The organism is Porifericola rhodea, from assembly GCF_030506305.1.
Taxonomy (GTDB): Bacteria; Bacteroidota; Bacteroidia; order Cytophagales; family Cyclobacteriaceae; genus Catalinimonas; species Catalinimonas rhodea.
Window position 1 is genome coordinate 3,448,289 of the sequence record NZ_CP119421.1, and the last position, 17,329, is coordinate 3,465,617.

General features: G+C 41.9%; 13 protein-coding genes. 5 read left to right on the forward strand and 8 right to left on the reverse strand.

Annotation, left to right across the window (positions count from 1 at the left end):
• Nucleotides 1–274 precede the first annotated feature (274 nt).
• The 4 genes from PZB74_RS14180 to PZB74_RS14195 all read left to right on the forward strand — a co-directional run bounded on the left by PZB74_RS14180 (nt 275) and on the right by PZB74_RS14195 (nt 8,241).
• Nucleotides 275–3,463, forward strand: a complete 3,189-nt coding sequence (locus tag PZB74_RS14180; protein WP_302237103.1) for a PAS domain S-box protein — start codon at nt 275–277, stop codon at nt 3,461–3,463.
• Nucleotides 3,464–3,571: 108 nt separating this feature from the next.
• Nucleotides 3,572–4,225, forward strand: coding sequence for a response regulator transcription factor (locus tag PZB74_RS14185; protein ID WP_302237104.1), 654 nt, complete (start codon nt 3,572–3,574; stop codon nt 4,223–4,225).
• A gap of 146 nt (nt 4,226–4,371) precedes the next feature.
• Entirely contained in the window at nt 4,372–6,999 is a 2,628-nt protein-coding gene (locus tag PZB74_RS14190) for a TonB-dependent receptor (RefSeq protein ID WP_302237105.1), read from the forward strand.
• 51 nt (nt 7,000–7,050) lie between these two features.
• On the forward strand, nt 7,051–8,241 hold the full coding sequence (locus PZB74_RS14195) for a carboxypeptidase-like regulatory domain-containing protein (protein ID WP_302237106.1): 1,191 nt from the start codon (nt 7,051–7,053) through the stop codon (nt 8,239–8,241).
• 7 nt (nt 8,242–8,248) lie between these two features.
• Here PZB74_RS14195 and PZB74_RS14200 read toward each other — a convergent pair whose 3' ends face one another.
• From PZB74_RS14200 to PZB74_RS14220, 5 genes are all read right to left on the reverse strand, one after another.
• Nucleotides 8,249–9,289 (reverse strand): serine hydrolase domain-containing protein, encoded by a 1,041-nt coding sequence (locus PZB74_RS14200; RefSeq protein WP_302237108.1) that lies wholly within the window; start codon nt 9,287–9,289, stop codon nt 8,249–8,251.
• A 26-nt stretch (nt 9,290–9,315) separates the two neighbouring features.
• Nucleotides 9,316–9,897, reverse strand: a complete 582-nt coding sequence (locus PZB74_RS14205) for a hypothetical protein (protein WP_302237109.1) — start codon at nt 9,895–9,897, stop codon at nt 9,316–9,318.
• 78 nt (nt 9,898–9,975) lie between these two features.
• The gene (locus PZB74_RS14210; RefSeq protein WP_302237112.1) at nt 9,976–11,778 is read right to left on the reverse strand and encodes a tetratricopeptide repeat protein; all 1,803 of its coding nucleotides are present in this window, start codon (nt 11,776–11,778) and stop codon (nt 9,976–9,978) included.
• Nucleotides 11,779–11,965: 187 nt separating this feature from the next.
• A complete protein-coding gene (locus tag PZB74_RS14215; protein ID WP_302237115.1) occupies nt 11,966–12,346 on the reverse strand; it encodes a VOC family protein in 381 nt (126 codons plus the stop codon).
• A gap of 76 nt (nt 12,347–12,422) precedes the next feature.
• Entirely contained in the window at nt 12,423–12,830 is a 408-nt protein-coding gene (locus tag PZB74_RS14220) for a VOC family protein (protein ID WP_302237117.1), read from the reverse strand.
• 206 nt (nt 12,831–13,036) lie between these two features.
• Here PZB74_RS14220 and PZB74_RS14225 point away from each other — a divergent pair, with 206 nt between their 5' ends.
• Nucleotides 13,037–14,020 carry a GlxA family transcriptional regulator gene (locus PZB74_RS14225; RefSeq protein ID WP_302237120.1) on the forward strand — a complete coding sequence of 328 codons (984 nt, stop codon included), beginning with the start codon at nt 13,037–13,039 and terminating at the stop codon, nt 14,018–14,020.
• A gap of 9 nt (nt 14,021–14,029) precedes the next feature.
• On the opposite strand, the gene PZB74_RS14230 is transcribed toward PZB74_RS14225, so the two are convergent.
• From PZB74_RS14230 to PZB74_RS14240, 3 genes are all read right to left on the reverse strand, one after another.
• Complete coding sequence (locus PZB74_RS14230; RefSeq protein ID WP_302237122.1) at nt 14,030–14,602, reverse strand: pentapeptide repeat-containing protein; 573 nt, start codon at nt 14,600–14,602, stop codon at nt 14,030–14,032.
• A 72-nt stretch (nt 14,603–14,674) separates the two neighbouring features.
• Complete coding sequence (locus tag PZB74_RS14235; protein WP_302237124.1) at nt 14,675–16,465, reverse strand: outer membrane protein assembly factor BamB family protein; 1,791 nt, start codon at nt 16,463–16,465, stop codon at nt 14,675–14,677.
• Between the two features lie 271 nt (nt 16,466–16,736).
• Nucleotides 16,737–17,168, reverse strand: coding sequence for a DoxX family protein (locus PZB74_RS14240; RefSeq protein WP_302237126.1), 432 nt, complete (start codon nt 17,166–17,168; stop codon nt 16,737–16,739).
• Nucleotides 17,169–17,329 lie beyond the last annotated feature (161 nt).

The window sequence follows — 17,329 nt, forward strand, 5'->3', positions numbered from 1 at the left end:
TAAAGAAATTTTGAAGTTATTTTATGTTTAACAAAAGAATATGATTAAAAAGTAAATTTACATTACAAGCCTTTAAAGTGCATGATGTACTTAAAGTTTGGTCTGTATATTGCCCAGGCATTACCTTAACAACGAATAAGATACGTTGTAGTAGTAAAAAGCACGCTGTGTATCACTTTTTGCATATGTAAAGCCACCGGGTGAAGTGGAGCAGATACATAAATTAATGATCAAATTTTTATAGTGATCTGACGCTGACGAACTGAAGAAAATTATGGCATATACTAAGGCATATCTGGAGCGGATGGAGAAAGAAGAGCTGGTGGAGCTCTTACTAGAGCAACAGAAAACCAAAACTCAGCAGGAAACTGTGCAATACGAGAAGAGCGAACTGGTTAAGCTCTATGCCGATCAGGTAATCAATTTATCTCCGGATGCTATTCTACTAATCAACCATGAGACACTCTTTCTGGAAGGCTGTAACCAGGCAGCGCTAGACCTGCTGGAACTGGAAACTAAAGAGAGCCTGGGCAGATATTTGGATGATCTTTTTCAGGAGCGGCCGGTATTTTTTGAGATTCTTAAGGAATTAGGCTCTGCGCTCATAGAAGACCCCGAAGTATCTATGGAAGTGGAATTTACTACCTCAAGGAGCAACCAGCGGTGGGGGCATATGGTATGCAAAAAGATTACGCTACTGGAGAACTCCCTGCTCTTTATCCGTATCATTGATATCACTACCATCAAAAGTGCTCAGCAGCAACTTACAGAAAGTGAGCAGCGGCTGGCAGAAGCTCAGCAGATTGCCCAACTGGGTAGCTACACCATTCGCCTGACAAAAAAAGGGATGGTGAGTCATTATTCCAGTACTTTCCAACAGATTATGGGCGTAGAGTCTGATGAGGAAATGGAGAGCTTCACAAAAAACTATGCCAGCTATGTGCATCCTGATGACAGGAAGTTTGTAAAAAAACGAATTGCCAGATTACAGAAAAAAAAGAAGGGCGATAGGTTTGAGCATAAGATACTTACTAAAAAAGGAGAGGAGAAGCATATACTCTCTATTATGCGCACTGAGCTGAATGAAGAAGGTAAGCTAAGTAAGATTATAGGTACCATACAGGACATTACTCGCCAAAAAGAAGCAGAAGCGTTGCTTAAGGAAAGCGAAGAGCGCTACCGCCTTACCGCAGAAAATACCAATGATGGCATCTGGTATTGGAACATGCAGACCAATGATGTATACGCCTCTCCCAAATACCGTTGGATATTAAACGAGCTTAAGCAAAAAGAAGAACAGCTTGATCAGGAGTATTGGCAGACTATCATCCATCCTGAAGATTATTTAAGGGTAAAGAAGCTCTTTAAAGAGTTTATGGATGCCAAAATACCACGCTTCAGAAGAGAAATTCGCCTAAGTGGCGGTAACGATAACTTTCAGTGGTATGAGACTAAAGGCACGCTTATTAGAGATGAGAGAGGTAAGCACCATTATGTTGTAGGGGCTATCAGCAATATACACCATCGCAAACTGGCCGAACAAAAGCTGGTGGAGCAGGACCGTATACTTAATTTCGCGCAGCATATTGCCAAAGTGGGTAGCTGGACCTGGGATGTTAAGGAAGATGTACTGAGCATGTCAGATGAGCTATACAACATCTATGAAATAGATAAAAGAATCAAAGGCAAGGGACTGGCAGAGAAAGCTAATAAAATGGTAGTAAAAGAGGATATAGAAAAAGTAAAGACTTTTTTTAGAAACCTCATGGCTATGCCGGGAGAAAGTTCTTCATACTCTATTGAGTTTAAAATAGTTACGAATTCAGGTAAAGAGAAAGTACTGCGTAGCACTGGTAAGTTTTATGTGCGCAGCGGTATAGGTGTGGCAGAAAAGCTCATTGGAACCACTCAGGACATTACTGAAGTAAAACAAAGGGAAAAAGAACTGATACAAGCCAAAGAACAGGCCGAAATCTCAAGGCAGGCCAAAGATCGCTTTTTACAGATTATTAGCCACGAAATACGTAATCCACTTAACGCCATCATAGGCATAAGCCGTCTGTTGCAGCAGTCGGTAAAAGGAGAAAACAAAGAGCAGGTAAACACCTTAAATTTCTCTGCCAGCCACTTATTGTCACTTATTAATGATGTACTGGATACCGCCAAACTACAGTATGGTAAAATTACTTTAGAGGAGATTCCTTTCAGCATCACTGAGCAGTTGCGCCAGACCGAAGAGCTCTTTCGGCCTCAGTTGGCCGACAAAGAAACTCAACTCAGAGTAGAGTTAGCCGATGATATTCCTGAAGAGGTGTTAGGAGATCCTACCCGTTTTAATCAGATTGTTTTTAACCTGCTGAGCAATGCGGTAAAGTATACTTACCGTGGAGAAATTGCTTTGCAGGTAAGGCTGGTAAAACAACTTGCTGACCATTACCTTATGGAGTTTACCATAAAAGACAGTGGGGTAGGGATATTAGCTAAAAATCTGAAAAAAATCTTTGATGCTTTCGAACAGGATGACCTGCTAATTAACCAGCAAAAAGGTGGTACCGGCCTGGGGCTGTTTATTGTTAAAGAGCTGGTAGGCCTAATGTCTGGTGACATAAGGGTAGAGAGTGAGTTTGGCTTCGGCACACAGTTTATATTTACGCTTCCGTTCTCCAAAGTGCCCCGAAGTGGGCAGCGTGAGGAGATCAATCGGCTACAGCCTAACTTCCAGCTATTTGACAAAAAAGTATTGTATGTAGAAGATGCGGTGTACAATCAGCTGCTGCTCAAAGGCTTTATGCAGACCTGGGATCTTGAACTGGATCTTGCCTCCAACGTAGAAGAAGCCATAGAAAAGGCTAGTAAAAATAAGTATGACCTAATACTTACAGATTTTCGTTTGCCAGATGGTAGTGGTGCGGACGTAGTGCGAGAGCTTAAAGAGCTCCATCTCCATTATCTTCAAATACCTTTTATCGTTATCTCCGCCTATAACCTGGAAAATGATGGCCAGCTGGACTTTGACGATTACATACAAAAGCCTATAGATTTTAATAAATTCTTCTATGTACTCCGTAAGTATTTAACTACAAGTAATACAGGAAGTGCTGATACTCAGGAAGTAATGGAAGAAGTAGCTACTGAAAAGCAAAGCGATGCCCTGGAGTTTTTACGTAGCCACCAGCCAACCCACTATCAGAAGATAGTGGATAATATGCAAAATGACCTTACAGAAATTAAAGATGAGCTATTAAAAAGTGTGCTAGAACAGAACTATCGCCTTTATTTGCAAATGGTTCATAAGCTAAGTAGTGCGCTTAAAATCATGCATGAAACTAAATTTTTAACATTTTTAGAGGGAATAGAGGATTTACCCTCACAAAAGTCTGAAAAAGAGGTGTTTGTAAACAAAATAAATGAATTTTTTGAGGAAATAATTAAAAGATGGATAGGGAAAAATGTGTCAGAATGATGAATAAAAGGTATATTACTTGTAATAAGTAAAAAAAATCCTAAATTTCGTTTTTATACGTAAGTATAATTTTTCTCTTATTACATATTTACCCCTGTCTTACCAGTTATGAAAAATGAATACAAAATTTTAATTGTCGATGATCATCAGATGATTCGTGATCTGATCGGTTTTATGTTAGACGGACGTGAAGAATACTCGATTGTAGGAAAAGTATCTACTCTTGAGGAGGCCGAACAAGTACTCAGCAAACAAAAAGTTGATGTGTGTATTCTTGACCTTTCTTTAGGTGAAAACGATGGCCTTGAACTTCTGCGTTCTTCTTCAAAAGAGCGTCCTGAAATCAACTTTCTTATCCTTTCTATGTACGCTAACCCATCTAACATCCAGCAGTCTATCAAACTAGGCGCGAAGGGCTTCTTGCCGAAAGATGCTTCCGGTGACGAACTAATGCGCGGTATAGAAGATGTGTGTAAAGGAAAGAAGTACTACAGCCCTAAAATTACCGAAATGCTTATCGGTGACTGGAGTCCTGAACCTCCGAAGGGTGGGCTAATTGATAAGATTTATCAACTGACACGTCGCGAAAAAGAAATCCTAAGTGCAGTGGTGGATGGTAAAAGTAACCACGATATCGCTGATCTTTATGGTATCAGTAAAAGGACTGCCGAAAACCACCGTTCTCGTATCCTGAAGAAAACAGGAGCAAGAAGCTTTATGGAGCTGGCAAGAGTAGTGATGGAAAACCGTTTGGAGCTATAGCCCACTGTTCTTCCATACTCGTCGGTAACCTTAACAATGACTGTTAAGCAACTTTTTTGAAAGTAGACATAGCTATTTCCACCCTTAGGAAATAGCTTTTTTTATATTTATTGCACGCCCTGGGTCTTATCTCTATATTCAGACCTATGAAAGCCTTTGCTTACTACACACGCTACTCAGTTTTAATATCCATAGCGTTACTACTCAACACGCTCTGCGGCTATCATCTCTACGCCCAAAATAATTATGCCTCTATTGAAGGCGTAATTGTACAGCAGGAGGAAGGTATGCCGGTACCGGGAGCAAACGTTTCTTTGCCCGGAACTACGTTTGGCAGCATAAGTGATCTGGAAGGACGCTTTACTTTGCGTAATATCCCTGAAGGGGTATACGAGCTGATGGTGAGTTTTGTAGGGTATAAAACATACCGGCAAACAATTAGCCTGGATGCTAACGAGAATCTTAGCTTAACAATAGAACTGGAAGAAGATTTACTGGCGCTGGACGGACTGGTTGTGACTGCCCAGAAAAGAACACAATTGATACAGGAGGTACCCATTGCTATCACTTCTTATGATGGGGTTTTCTTGCAGCAGACTAATATATTTGAATTTGATGCACTTTCAGATTATGTGCCTGGTCTACAGGTGCAGTTACAAAGTGTTAACAATCCTGGTTTTGTGATTCGGGGCATTACCAGTGATAATGGTGATGCTCGCATAGAACCACGCGTCTCTGTTTTTCAGGATGGAGTATCAATTAGCAAGTCTAGGGGCTCAGTGGTAGAGCTTTACGATATGGAACGCATAGAGGTGCTTAAGGGGCCACAGGGGACACTTTTTGGTAGAGGAGCACAGATCGGAGCTATTCATTTGATACAGCAAAAAGCAGAAAATAAAACTTCCGCAGAACTTAAGGCAGGTTTTGGCAACTATGGACAGTATCTTCTGAGTGGCTACCTGAATTCGCCAGTCGTAGAAAACAAACTATTTGCGCGTATATCAGGCATCATCAACCAGCGGGATGGCTTTATAGAAAATCTTTCGGGGGGGAGCCTGAACGGTAAAGATACCAAGGCTTTTCGTACCGCATGGCGTTACCTGCCCGAGCGTAATACAGTTGTAGATTTTATCTTTAACTACCAGCAGGACACCCCACCAGGCACAGCCTTTAAAAGTGGGGTGTACGCACCAAAAGGTGGAGATACCAGTCCCTTTACCTATGCAGATCTGGAAAGAGGCGAAGAACTGGGTGTAGATCGTAAAGTATGGGGCGCTACCGTATTAGTAAATCATTCGCTCAGCAATATGTGGGAGCTTAATGCTATTTCTGCTTACCGTACTTTTGATTCTTACGAAGCCTTTGATGCAGACGGTACAGCCGCCCCGGCGCTTTTCATCATGGAAAAAGCTGTGGGGAAACAGATCAGTCAGGAGCTAAGAGTTAACTACAACAATTTACAGGCCTTTTCTGGCTTCACGGGTATCAATTTTTTCTGGGAAGATGGCTCTCAGTCTACTCCCCTCATTTCCGATGAGCGCAGTATGTTTGCCATGCTCAACCCTTTCATTAGAGGAAGCATCATAAACAATTCAACACTCATTAGTGAGCAAAAAGAGAAGTTACTGGCTGCGCTTCCTGCTCAGCCTATGATCTATCCAGATGGTACTGTCAACCTCATTACTCATCTGCCAGATATTCCTGAACTGCTGGGGCCTCTATCCGGCTTAGCTGTAAAAGATGAGCATCAGGAGGGGCAAACAAATTATGGTAAAAACTATGCTTTTGAAATCTTTGCTGATGGAACATATGCAATATCCGAACACCTGGATGTCACTTTAGGCATCAGAGGAACATATGAAAACATAATTGGGGCCATAGAAAGCCAGGATGCTGAAGACTTTGGTCGTTTGAGCTTTGTGATAGGCAATTTTCCTAACAATATATTTCCTCCCACCGGAGGGCGTGTGTCGCATACAGAAACTTATTTTTCGGCAGTAGGTCGCCTGGCCCTAGACTATAAACTTACCGATGTCTGGAATACTTTTGCCAGTGTTTCGCGAGGTAGGCGCCCCAATGTAATACAAGTTCTGGGAACAGATATAAGTGTACTTAATGATGAAATTGTGTGGAGTTATGAGGCCGGTGCTAAGGTGCTGAGCAGAGACAATCGCCTACAGTGGGATTTTAATGCTTATTATTACGATTATACCGACTTCCAGACTCAGGTAGCTCGGCTCACACAAGACCAGGGCTTAATCTTTGAAACCCGAGATGTGGGCAATGCTACCGCTTTAGGGTTTGAAAGCTCCCTTCAATATGTGGTGGCGCGTCCGTTACAGATTTTTGCCAACTACGGATACATAGATGCCCATTTTGACGATACCGATGCTGAAGGAAATGCACAGGCATTGGCAGGTAATACTTTTAGGCTTACTCCAGAGCACTCAGGTTCTATGGGAGCGAACCTGGAAATACCACTGGCCTCTTGGGGAAAAGCCTTTTTACGGCCTAGCTACAATTACAAATCTAAAGTCTTCTTTGAAGAAGAAAACCAGCCTGATATTTCTCAGGAGGGCTATGGCTTACTTAATATCAGAGCAGGCCTGAAGCTGTGGAGAGATATTTACGAGCTGGCTCTGTATGTTAATAACGCATTGGATCAGGAGTACTTGATAGATGCTGGCAATACTGGCGAAGCGTTTGGTATTCCAACTTTTATTGCCGGGCCACCCAGATTGTTTGGTATTCAACTAAGAAGTAGACTGTTGTAGTCCAATAAGTAGTTTGCTGCTACGTTTACAAGTGGGGTTATTCATTTTTTTATGAGTAACATATATTACTTTTTCTCTTCTTTCAGAGTCTGGACTACCACTTTTATGCTCATTCCAACACTTGTTTTCCCTTTGCGTGCGCAAATTTTGGAAGCAAAAGGCGTATTTGTCAGCACCAATAATCTGAAGCCTGTTCCATATGTTCATTTACAATTTAAAAAGTATAATATAGGCACTGTAGCTAATCAGGAAGGCGCGTTTTCTTTTACATACGATGCAACTATGGCTGAAGATACGATAAGTGTATCGGCTGTAGGTTTTGAAGCAATACAATTGTCGGCCAGGCAATTGAGCCAGCAGGATACTATTTTGTTAAAAGAGGCTGTAGTAGAGCTTGCCGGACTTATAGTTACTCCTATGCGTGCCGAAGAAGTTATTAGAAAAAGTATTGCTGCTATTCCCAATAATTACATAGCAGATGCAAGTTATCAGGGCTTCTTCCGGGCTGCCAGTAAAGAGTGTGGAACTTACACGAGCCTTAACGAAGGGCCATTAACTTTTAACGACCCCGGACTAGCTTCTTCTGACTCAATCCAATTAACTTGTTACAAAGCAAACAGAAATAGCAATTTTAAAAAATACAATCTGGCAGATAGCTCCACCATAAACCAGGCACTCTCTTTTGAGCACATAAGAAACAGACAAGGTTTTTTAAATTTACAGAATCTGGATAGTTGGAGGTTTAACTTTAGTGGAGCCAGCCAGTACGAAGGGCAGGATGTTTACGTAATTGAAGCTTCGTACATATCAGACGAAAGGAGAATGAAGCATACAGCAGAGCTTTATGTAGGTGTAGATAATTATGCCATATACAAGATTAAGTATGCCTACCATTGGTCGGAGCGTTATTTCAGAAAAACCTACATTGACAGTCTTCTTGAGGCAGATCACGATTGGAAAGGTGAATTTCATTACGCTTACAGTACAGACAAACTCTATCTGAAATACTTTGTGTTTCATCACTCAAAAGTTGCTTATGATCATGTGTATAAAAGAAAAGTATGTGAACTGGAAGTACATAATGAATTTATCACTCAATTTGTAGCGCCTGCCAGTAAGCATGAACCCCCCAATACTCCCTGCTCAGGTTCAGCTAAAGATTATCTTCCTCCTGAGACCGAATTATATCATAATATTCTTTCAGACCTGAATGCTTTGAAAGATAGTGATTCCTCTCCCTGAGTGTATTTTAAGGTAATGTATCTAATAGTTTAAGTATCAACCTAAAAGATTGCTGAGGTTTATCAATCTGGTTTAATGTGCCACTGATATAAGCGTCTTTTTGTGGACTATAAAACGCGAAAGCACCAGATAAACCAGAATGGCCAATAAGCTCAGGTGGTTTTTTAAAAGGGGAGAAGATACGGGGTAAGGCAAAGCGAGCCAAACCTACACCATACTGTAGTGGAAAGAAGATTTTATTCCAGTTCTGCATTTCTTTAAGGTACAATTGAGGAAAAAGCCTGCCTTCAAAAAAAGCTTTGATAAAAACCAGATTCTCTTCAGCATTAGACACAATACCACCGTCAGCTTTAAAGGAGCTCATTGCCAAAGGTATGTGCAGTGGCGATGATTTGTAATATATATCTATGGGTAGGGTATCTTTTGTGTCCTGATAAAGATAAGTGCTCGTCAGTTGGAGAGGTAGAATAATATCGCTTAGGTAAACCTCAGCCAGAGCTTTAGCCCTAACTATTTCTATAATTTTGCCTAGTAACTGAAAGTTTGTATCAGAATACAGCGCTTTTCTCTTTTGTCCGGGAATAAACTGCGCCCCTATACTTTTTGACCATCGGACTACTTCTTCTATACCCCAACCCTGATCTTTTCCGGTAAGTATGCTGTCTTGCAGACTCTTTCCATTTGGGGTTTTCTGCCCAAAATAATCTGCCAGCCCCGAGGTTTGCGATAACAAATGGTGTACCGTCAGCTCTGATGAATAATCTCTACCTTTGTATACATGAAGCTGATTCATCCACTCCGCAGGTAAGAATTTCGCAATCGGATCTTCCAGATTTATCTGCCCGGCATTACGCATTTGCATTATAATGGTGGTAACAAATAGCTTACTCGTACTGGCAATATAGTAGGAACTGTCAGGCTTCAAATTTCCGCTGGCAGCTGTCCACTGCTCATCTCTCGTTTGTAGGCTAACTACTCCACCAAATATATTTTTAGCGCTTACACTTTTATCTAAAATTCGCTGTAATTGAGTTTTGTTTAACGGCATAAATGTTTTCAATTATTATAAACACTTTAAAGCGAATGCTCCTGAGACTTTTCTTTTTGACTACCCAATACATGCCAGGGCACTGCAAAGGCTAATGAAAGTTTGAGCAAAAAGATGCTGAACAATAGCTGTAAAGCAGAACTGAAAGCCAGCGGATTGATTTGAAGAGACAGAAATCCGGCAAATGTGAAAAACACTGCGAAACTGAGCTTGTGCTCTGGCTGGTGAATAAAATTTAGCAGTAGGGCAGAAGTTAAAATGTAGACGGAACAAAAGGTGATGCCTAACAGGTGTGCAGGAAATATAAATGATAATACTAAAGGTTGTAAAAGGTGCAAAGTGATAAAGAACATACTGCGTTTGAAACTGTCGGCATAATACTTACTGGTGGCAAAGGTAAAGTTAGAAAATACGCCTCCACCCAAATCTATACTCAAAGCTATAAGTACATATTTTTGCCAGTTAAGCAGTAGCCCTGAGTCTGTAGTTTTGAGAACCGCCAGCGTAGCCAAAAGAGCACATAAGTATGTGAGAAAAATGTTTAGCCAGTTGGACTGTGTGCCATGTAGCTCGTGTAGAAAACTGGGAATGTCCAATTTATCTTCCATGAAGTAGTTTGGTTAGAGGACGCAATATGATGGAAGGTAAAAACATATTCGTACGAGATTATAAACCCACACTTTTTTTTATAAATCTTGCTTTGGGGTGCTGCCCTCAATCTCCTGTTTTAACCATGCTTTGGGAGTAAGTCCACAAATTTTTTTGAAGTAGGCATTAAAAACTGTTTTTGAATTGAAACCACTCTCATAGGCCATGCCTAAAAGAGTCAGGTGGGCATTGGCCGAATCTACTGCTTTTGCTTTAAAAGCTTGCAGGCGATAAGAGTTGATAAGTTCATTAAAGTTTTGATGCAGATGCTCATTTAGCAGCCACGACAATTTATTGGGGTGCAACTGTATACGCTCCGCTAAGGCTTTGAGGGTTAGAGTAGCATCCAGGTAGGGCTTTTCGTCCTTCAGAAGTCTTTCCAGCGCAGCTATATATCTTTGCACCTCATCTGCAGACATCTTTGGCGTGTCCTGCTGCCTGCACCCTTTCTTGTGTACAATGAGTTGAGTGCTAGCGAATGTTTGTGAAACCAATGCCTGAAACTCTGGTAAGCGATGCAGCTTTTTTAGTAGTGGATCACTTTTAAAGTTTATATACTGCCCCTCTCTATTGCTAATGCCAAGCTTCAAAGTTTTGAGTGCTTCTTTTTCTGATCCTCCATAAAGCTGGAAGTACAACTTCATGGGTAAGTATGTGTTTGTTTCCTGCAAGTCATTAAATTCATTGGCTTTATCTTCATGCATCAGCTCATAGAGGTGGAGGTGATGTGGAGCATTTAGCATATTCGCTTTTGTTTGTAGCAGGCTTAACAATTGTGCTTTGTCTTTTAGCAGGGTGTAGCAGAGTGCTTTTAGCTGTAAAGCCAATGACCAGTTTGTATCCAGATCCAGCACCTTATCCATAGTGGTATAGGCTTCTGGAAAACGGCCCGAATGGTAGTAGATATTGCCTTTGGTAAACCAGTGGTTAGGAGATAAAGGATTGAGCTGGAGCGCAGCCTCTGCATGATGCATAGCACGTTCAAAATCACCCAGCGCTGTATAAAGTTCAGCCAGGCCTTCATGCGCTTCGTCACTGGAGGGCTTTAGAGAAAGGACTTTTTGTAGCTGCTTGTAGCCATCCTCAAATCTCCAGAAGCCCCAGAAGTGGGCGGTAGCTAAAGAATAATGGGCTTCTGCACTACTGTCGTTTAAAGCCAGACCTTTTTGTAGATAGTACTGAGCTTTCTGAAAACCTTCTTCGCGAGACATAAAATTCCAGGAGGCTAAAATGCCGTATACCTGTACTAAACCAAAGTATGCCAGAGCGTAAGTCTCATCCAGAAGAACACATTTGTGGTAGAGTTTTGCCGCTCTTTCAAGGTCCTTACTGTTCCACTTCAGCTGGTGATAACGAGCCTTCAGGTAAAAATTATAAGCCTTCAGGTGATGAGTTGGTGCTTCAACCAGGCGTTCCTGTAGCTCCAGATGGCCAAAGTTTTGGCGAATTTGCTCTACTATCAGTAGGCTAATTTCATCCTGAAGGACAAATATATCTTCCAACTGCCGATCAAAGGTATGTGACCAGAGATGAAAACCATTCTCGGCCAGAATAAGCTGTGCTGTAATGCGCAACTGCTTTCCTGCTTTCCGTACGCTACCTTCCAGTATGGTAGCAACATTTAAAGTTCTGGCGATTTCTCTGATATCCAGATTCTTGTTTTTGAAAGCAAAAGATGAAGTTCTGGCGGTTACTTTCAAGTTACGCACTTTGGTAAGCGCGTTAATAATTTCTTCTGTAATTCCATCGCTAAAATACTCATTATCCTTTTCGGTACTCATATTTACAAAGGGAAGTACCGCGATAGATTTATCAGTAAGTACAGGCAGTGGAGCACTCATTAATTCAGAAGGTGGTAGTGTTTGAGAAAAGCAGCCACTTACGCATATAAATGTGCAAGCCTCAACCGTAAAACTGTGTTAAATATATAAGTTTAACTACTGCTGCCCAAACGCTAGCTTGAGTGAATGTGGCCAAAAAAAAGAGGTGTTAAGCTCAAATGAAATTGTGGTTGTTTGCAGCCTCCTTTTAGCTATCTTCTATAAGTGATATAATATTACCTGCTGGATCTTTAAACCAGGCGAGCTTGGGCCCATTTACATTTCTACAGATACCTTTGGCATCTGTCTGTAGTTCACCATCGTATTGCTCAAAACAAATACCTTTAGCTCTAAGCTGTGCTACACTTTCTTCAATTTTTCTGACGAGTATATTCAGAACGGTAAAACTTGCTGGCTGATGATCCTTTTTGGGGTAAATTACCATCGGCGTACTGTTCTGGTTATGTAACTCCAGATGTCCCATAGGTTGATCTTTTATGCTTAAGCCTAATATTTTGCCGTAAAAGCGTTGGGCTGCATCCAGGTCATCAACCGAAAATCCGCTAAAAATAATATGGTCCTCAAACATATCTGATTCAGAATTTATAGATTAAAAGAGGTGATACAATCAGCAAATCGGAGGAGTCTTTCTGGTCTGTCTTTGCTTATGACTGAACTAGGGCAGTCTCGTCCATATATACAATTTCCCACTGATGGCCATCAGGGTCGCTAAAAGAGTGTTGGTACATCCAGCCATGGTCTTGTGCATCCATATAAGTACTGCCGCCAGCTTTTACGGCCTTACTTACCATTTCTTCAACATCAGCTCTACTTTGAGCATCTAGCGCAATAAGCACTTCAGTTGTTTTGTGGGCATCGCTAATCTCTTTGTTGGTAAAAGTTTTGAAATAAGTTTCTGTGAGTAACATGGCATAAAGTTTCTCACCAAGTATCATGCATGCTGCTTTGTCATCAGAAAATTGTTCGTTAAATGTAAAGCCTAGTTCTGCAAAAAAAGCTCTGGATCTGGAAAGATCCTTTACCGGAAGATTAACAAAAATTTGAGTTGCCATAATAGAATAATTGGTTTAAATAATACTCAAACTTAAGCGACACCTGTACCAATGTTGCTGTGCGATTACGACAATATATGGGGTTGATCACGACAGCGTATACACCTAGTTTTGACTCCTGATCGGAACAGATAAAGACCGGGCAAATACTCGCAATGCAGCTTTATTTAGTGTATATTTCTTAAGCAAAACAGCCACCCCACCGTATGAAACATGTATCTATACTTATTCCCGAAGGACGTTTTAGCCTTGTTAATATTGAAGGTACTCATCAGATTCTTTCCTGGGTCAATCAGTACTTGCTCGGGCAGGGAAAGCTTCCTCTTTTTGATCTCCACCTGGTAGGCTTAAACCTACTGACTACCCAAAGTAGTGGCCTGTTTATGATCCGTCCGGATCGGCTGGTGAAAGATGTAGAACAAACTGATCTGATTATTATTCCGGCTATCCATGGTGAGTTAAAGGAAGTGATGCAGCACAATGCTGAACTGATACCCTGGATACTAAAGCAGTACAGAAAAGGAGCCGAAGTAGTGAGCCTTTGTATAGGCTCTTTTCTGCTGGCAGCTACCGGCCTGCTGGATGGCAAACCTTGTGCTACACATTGGGAGTTTGCCGGTAGTTTTAGCAAGCATTTTCCGGATGCGCTACTTATGGACGATAAAATTATGACCGAGGCTGATGGCGTATATACGAGTGGAGGTGCTTACTCATTTACCAACCTTTTAGTTTACCTGATAGAAAAGTATGCGGGTAGAGAAGTGGCCATAGTTGCTGCTAAAGCCTTTATGATTGACATCGGACAAAGCTCTCAATCGCCTTTTATTATGTTTTCCGGGCAAAAAGCCCACGAAGATGAGACCGTGCTAAATGCCCAGGAGTATATAGAGCAGAATTTTCAGGACAGGCTTAGCATAGATCTGCTATGTGAAAAGTTGAATATTGGTAGACGAACTTTTGAAAGAAGGTTTAAGAAAGCTACCAGTAATACTGTAGTAGAATACATGCAACGAGTAAAGGTAGAAGCAGCCAAAAAGCAGATGGAGAAAGGAAGAAAAACAATTAGTGAGGTGATGTATGAAGTAGGTTACACAGATACCAAAGCCTTTAGAGAGGTTTTTAAAAAAATAACCGGGCTTACTCCCCTAGAGTACAGAAACAAATATAACAAAAGCTGGGCCGTAGCTTAGTGTGAATAGTTATTCAACAATGATCTCATATTTTTGTAGCAGCCCAGCCAGACCTTGTTGCGAAAACTTTGCTTTTTTGATGCGATTTTTTTCCGGGTCTAGCCTATAGTTATAAGCAGTGCTCAGCTTTGCTTTTTCCAGGTTCGTGTTTTCAAAGGCAGCCCCCAGGAGGTCGCACTGCTCAAAAACCGATGATCTGAGGTCTGCTTCCGCGAAATCCACTTCATGCAGCCTACATTTCCAGAAATTTGTTTTTGCTAGCTTTAGCTGATAAAATGAAGCATGGTTGAGCTGGCAGTCTTCAAAACTTATCGCCAGCAAGAAATGATTGCAAGTATGGAAATGTAGCCCAAGCATTTTACATGCTTTAAACTTTACATCACGGAAAGCTGTGTTCAGAATTTTTGCAGTGCTAAAATCACAGTTTTCAAACGTACAATCCACAAAATTAATTTCTGAAAGATCTGAGGCTGAAAAGTTACAATTGCTGAAGCTACAGTTTTCATATTCTCCTTTAGTCAAGGGCTGCATGCTATACTCCTGTGCCTTAAAATCCTGGTCTTCAACGTAATTGTCGTGCATGTTTTAGTTTTTGATAGAGGTGGTCAAAATTAGCCGTTTGGACTGTAAATCCAATCTAAACAGAAGAAACCCTTACTCTGCCGAAAACGCAAGCAGCACATTGCCGGGCATTTGGCCAAAAAGCGCATAACCACTGTTAAAAATTACGATACCGTGTGCTATCACCGGGCCAGGGCCATCAATAGCTCCACCATGAGCATGTATACCGTTTACCGTTGTAAACGACTGATTAGTATTGTACTGCCAGAGCACTTTTCCCTCTTTGGCATCATACGCGCGTGCATAGCCATCTAATCCTCCGGCAAAAACAAGGTCTTTTGTTATGGTAGGGGCAGCAGAATTGCTATTGTAGCATCCTCTTTTCCCTTCACAAAGAGCAGGGTGGGGTGTGTTTTGCCATTCTACTTTACCATCCATCAGGTTCAGTGCAAATACACCGGGGTTAGCCCTGAAGCTGGAGTCACCTCCAAGTGCTAACCAATCAGAATTGGTAGCATATACTTTTTCCCCGTCCGTAGCCATGCCCCAGTGAATGCCACCCAGAGCACCACCACGACCAATTCTTCTTTTCCAGATCAGCTTACCACTCGCAGGCTCTAGGCAGTATACGACACCTGACTTTTGTCCAGCCAGCAGCACTTCTTTTCCATCCGCTCGTTGGGTAAGGATGGGAGCCATGCCAAAATCTACATCGGGGCCCATAGGGTCAGGGCAGTTAGCAGCATCGGGGCATGCCGAAATATAGGCGTCTTTAGGTGTAGCCTGAAAGTTCCAGACCAGCGCGCCACTTTTCAGGTCTAAAGCCTGTAAGGCATCTGAGTTGAGTGTAGGAGGGTTGGAGTTGTTTTCTCCGGTTCCGATATAGAGCAGGTTTCTGCTGCTGTCAACTGTGGGGCTGCACCAAACCGGAGCGCCCGACGGACCGAAAGTTCTGCTACCTATACGGTTTTTACCTCTGGGGCTAGCCTTTTCACTGATTACCCGATGGCGCCATACCTCTTGGCCATTTACCGCATTCAGGGCAACTACCTGCCCTGAGCCCTGGCAGCATTCGTAATTATCGTCGCCTGCCCGTACCACTTCCATTGATGTTAGTGGCACATAGACAAGGCTGTCGTAATATACCGCTGTGCCGGTAACAGCATTCATAGGTTCGTTTTTTACGCTGGTCTTCCAGAGTAGCTCGCCCTTTTGAGCTGTTAGGGCATAGGTGTTTCCATTAAAATCAGCAAAATAGATGCGTGTCTCTTCTGCCAGATCCTGACTTACGGCTATGCCTCCCCTGATCGTGGCATCTGCCTCAAACCTCCATTGTACACAACCATTGTGTATGTTTAAGCAGTATACCTCTCCGAACTGGCTTCCAAAAATAATGGACTCACCTATGACGGTAGGCTTAGACCGGGTAATGCTGCCGCCTTCAAAACCGAACGCCCACTTTAGCCGTAACCCGGCTGCATCGGCTTTAGTAATTTGAGCGATATGAGCAGGAACAAAGCCACTGCCTTGTAAGTCGCCTCCCCATCCGAAATAATGTACCTCATCTAGCTTGCTGAGCTGTGGGTTACAGTAGTTGGGTATGGGGCTGGAAGCGGTATCGTAGTTACGCTTAGTAATAAATTCTGCCAGAGCAATTTTCTCTTCAGCACTTAGGAGCTCACCTTGCAATTGCATCTTTCCGCTTTCCAAAGCGCTGAAGATGCTTTTCGGAGTCATACTTCCCAAAATAGTCAGGTCAGGAGCACGATTTTGGCCATTATCCTGATGGCAGACAGCACACTGCTGATTGAATAAGGTTCTGCCTCTTTGTTGAGTGCAGCCTATAAAGCTAAACGTAAAGAGCAGGCAGATGAATATTCTCATAGGTGCTTGTGTAGCTTATTGCTTTAATACAAGATAGGGAATTTAGCCTAAAGGTTGCATTATGATTAAACTGAAGCCTTTATAAGCTTTCTTGGTGTAGCAATAAGCTTGGGAACTCTGCCTAATGTTCAAGAAGAGTCTTCAAATTTGTATGTGTTATGAGATGATTTTAGGGGTAATTGTTTGGTAATTAATAAGTTGCAGAATTTATCCAAACTCTTCTTATATCCGAAGATTATGATGCTCATGGGGAGAAAACCTGCTCTATATCTTAAGTCCAGGCATCTGCAATTTTAGTAGAGCTTACCATATTTTTGCTGTTAAGAGTGTTGTCGCGTACTAGTTTGTGATGGAAATAATATGAAGTGAGCAAAATGATCAGAAAAATGATTGGTACTAGTGTTTGCATACCTAGCCCATCTACTACCCAATGACTAATCATGGCAGAAAGCATAGTAAACGCGAAGCCAGCATATGCCCATTCTTTTATCCGATTGTGGACAAAAGGTAAAATTAATGCCAGGGCTCCGGCCACTTTAAAAGAAACAAGCAGTAGCCTGAAGTAATCGGGGTAACCTAAATGCCGAACCCCTTCTATCGCCAGCTCAGTATGAGAAGTTAGTGCCGGCATTACGCCATCAAACAGAAAAATAACTACTGTAGTGATCCAGTAAAAAACTTTGGTGTTTCTAGATTGTGACATAGCTTATAAATTTGATATACCACAAAGTTCAATGAAATGACCGAGATAGGAGCGGTGTAAATAAGACAGAGTATGGGGTGTTTTACGTCAGAAAAAAATGGTGGAGGTATAAGAGCAAAAAAAAGCAGCCCCAAAAGGCTGCTATTAAAGTTATCTACTTT

Coding starts and splice junctions, on each gene's coding strand:
- PZB74_RS14180 (WP_302237103.1), top strand. CDS start 275: ATGGCATATACTAAGGCATATCTGGAGCGGATGGAGAAAGAAGAGCTG.
- PZB74_RS14185 (WP_302237104.1), top strand. CDS start 3,572: ATGAAAAATGAATACAAAATTTTAATTGTCGATGATCATCAGATGATT.
- PZB74_RS14190 (WP_302237105.1), top strand. CDS start 4,372: ATGAAAGCCTTTGCTTACTACACACGCTACTCAGTTTTAATATCCATA.
- PZB74_RS14195 (WP_302237106.1), top strand. CDS start 7,051: ATGAGTAACATATATTACTTTTTCTCTTCTTTCAGAGTCTGGACTACC.
- PZB74_RS14200 (WP_302237108.1), bottom strand. CDS start 9,289: ATGCCGTTAAACAAAACTCAATTACAGCGAATTTTAGATAAAAGTGTA.
- PZB74_RS14205 (WP_302237109.1), bottom strand. CDS start 9,897: ATGGAAGATAAATTGGACATTCCCAGTTTTCTACACGAGCTACATGGC.
- PZB74_RS14210 (WP_302237112.1), bottom strand. CDS start 11,778: ATGAGTGCTCCACTGCCTGTACTTACTGATAAATCTATCGCGGTACTT.
- PZB74_RS14215 (WP_302237115.1), bottom strand. CDS start 12,346: ATGTTTGAGGACCATATTATTTTTAGCGGATTTTCGGTTGATGACCTG.
- PZB74_RS14220 (WP_302237117.1), bottom strand. CDS start 12,830: ATGGCAACTCAAATTTTTGTTAATCTTCCGGTAAAGGATCTTTCCAGA.
- PZB74_RS14225 (WP_302237120.1), top strand. CDS start 13,037: ATGAAACATGTATCTATACTTATTCCCGAAGGACGTTTTAGCCTTGTT.
- PZB74_RS14230 (WP_302237122.1), bottom strand. CDS start 14,602: ATGCACGACAATTACGTTGAAGACCAGGATTTTAAGGCACAGGAGTAT.
- PZB74_RS14235 (WP_302237124.1), bottom strand. CDS start 16,465: ATGAGAATATTCATCTGCCTGCTCTTTACGTTTAGCTTTATAGGCTGC.
- PZB74_RS14240 (WP_302237126.1), bottom strand. CDS start 17,168: ATGTCACAATCTAGAAACACCAAAGTTTTTTACTGGATCACTACAGTA.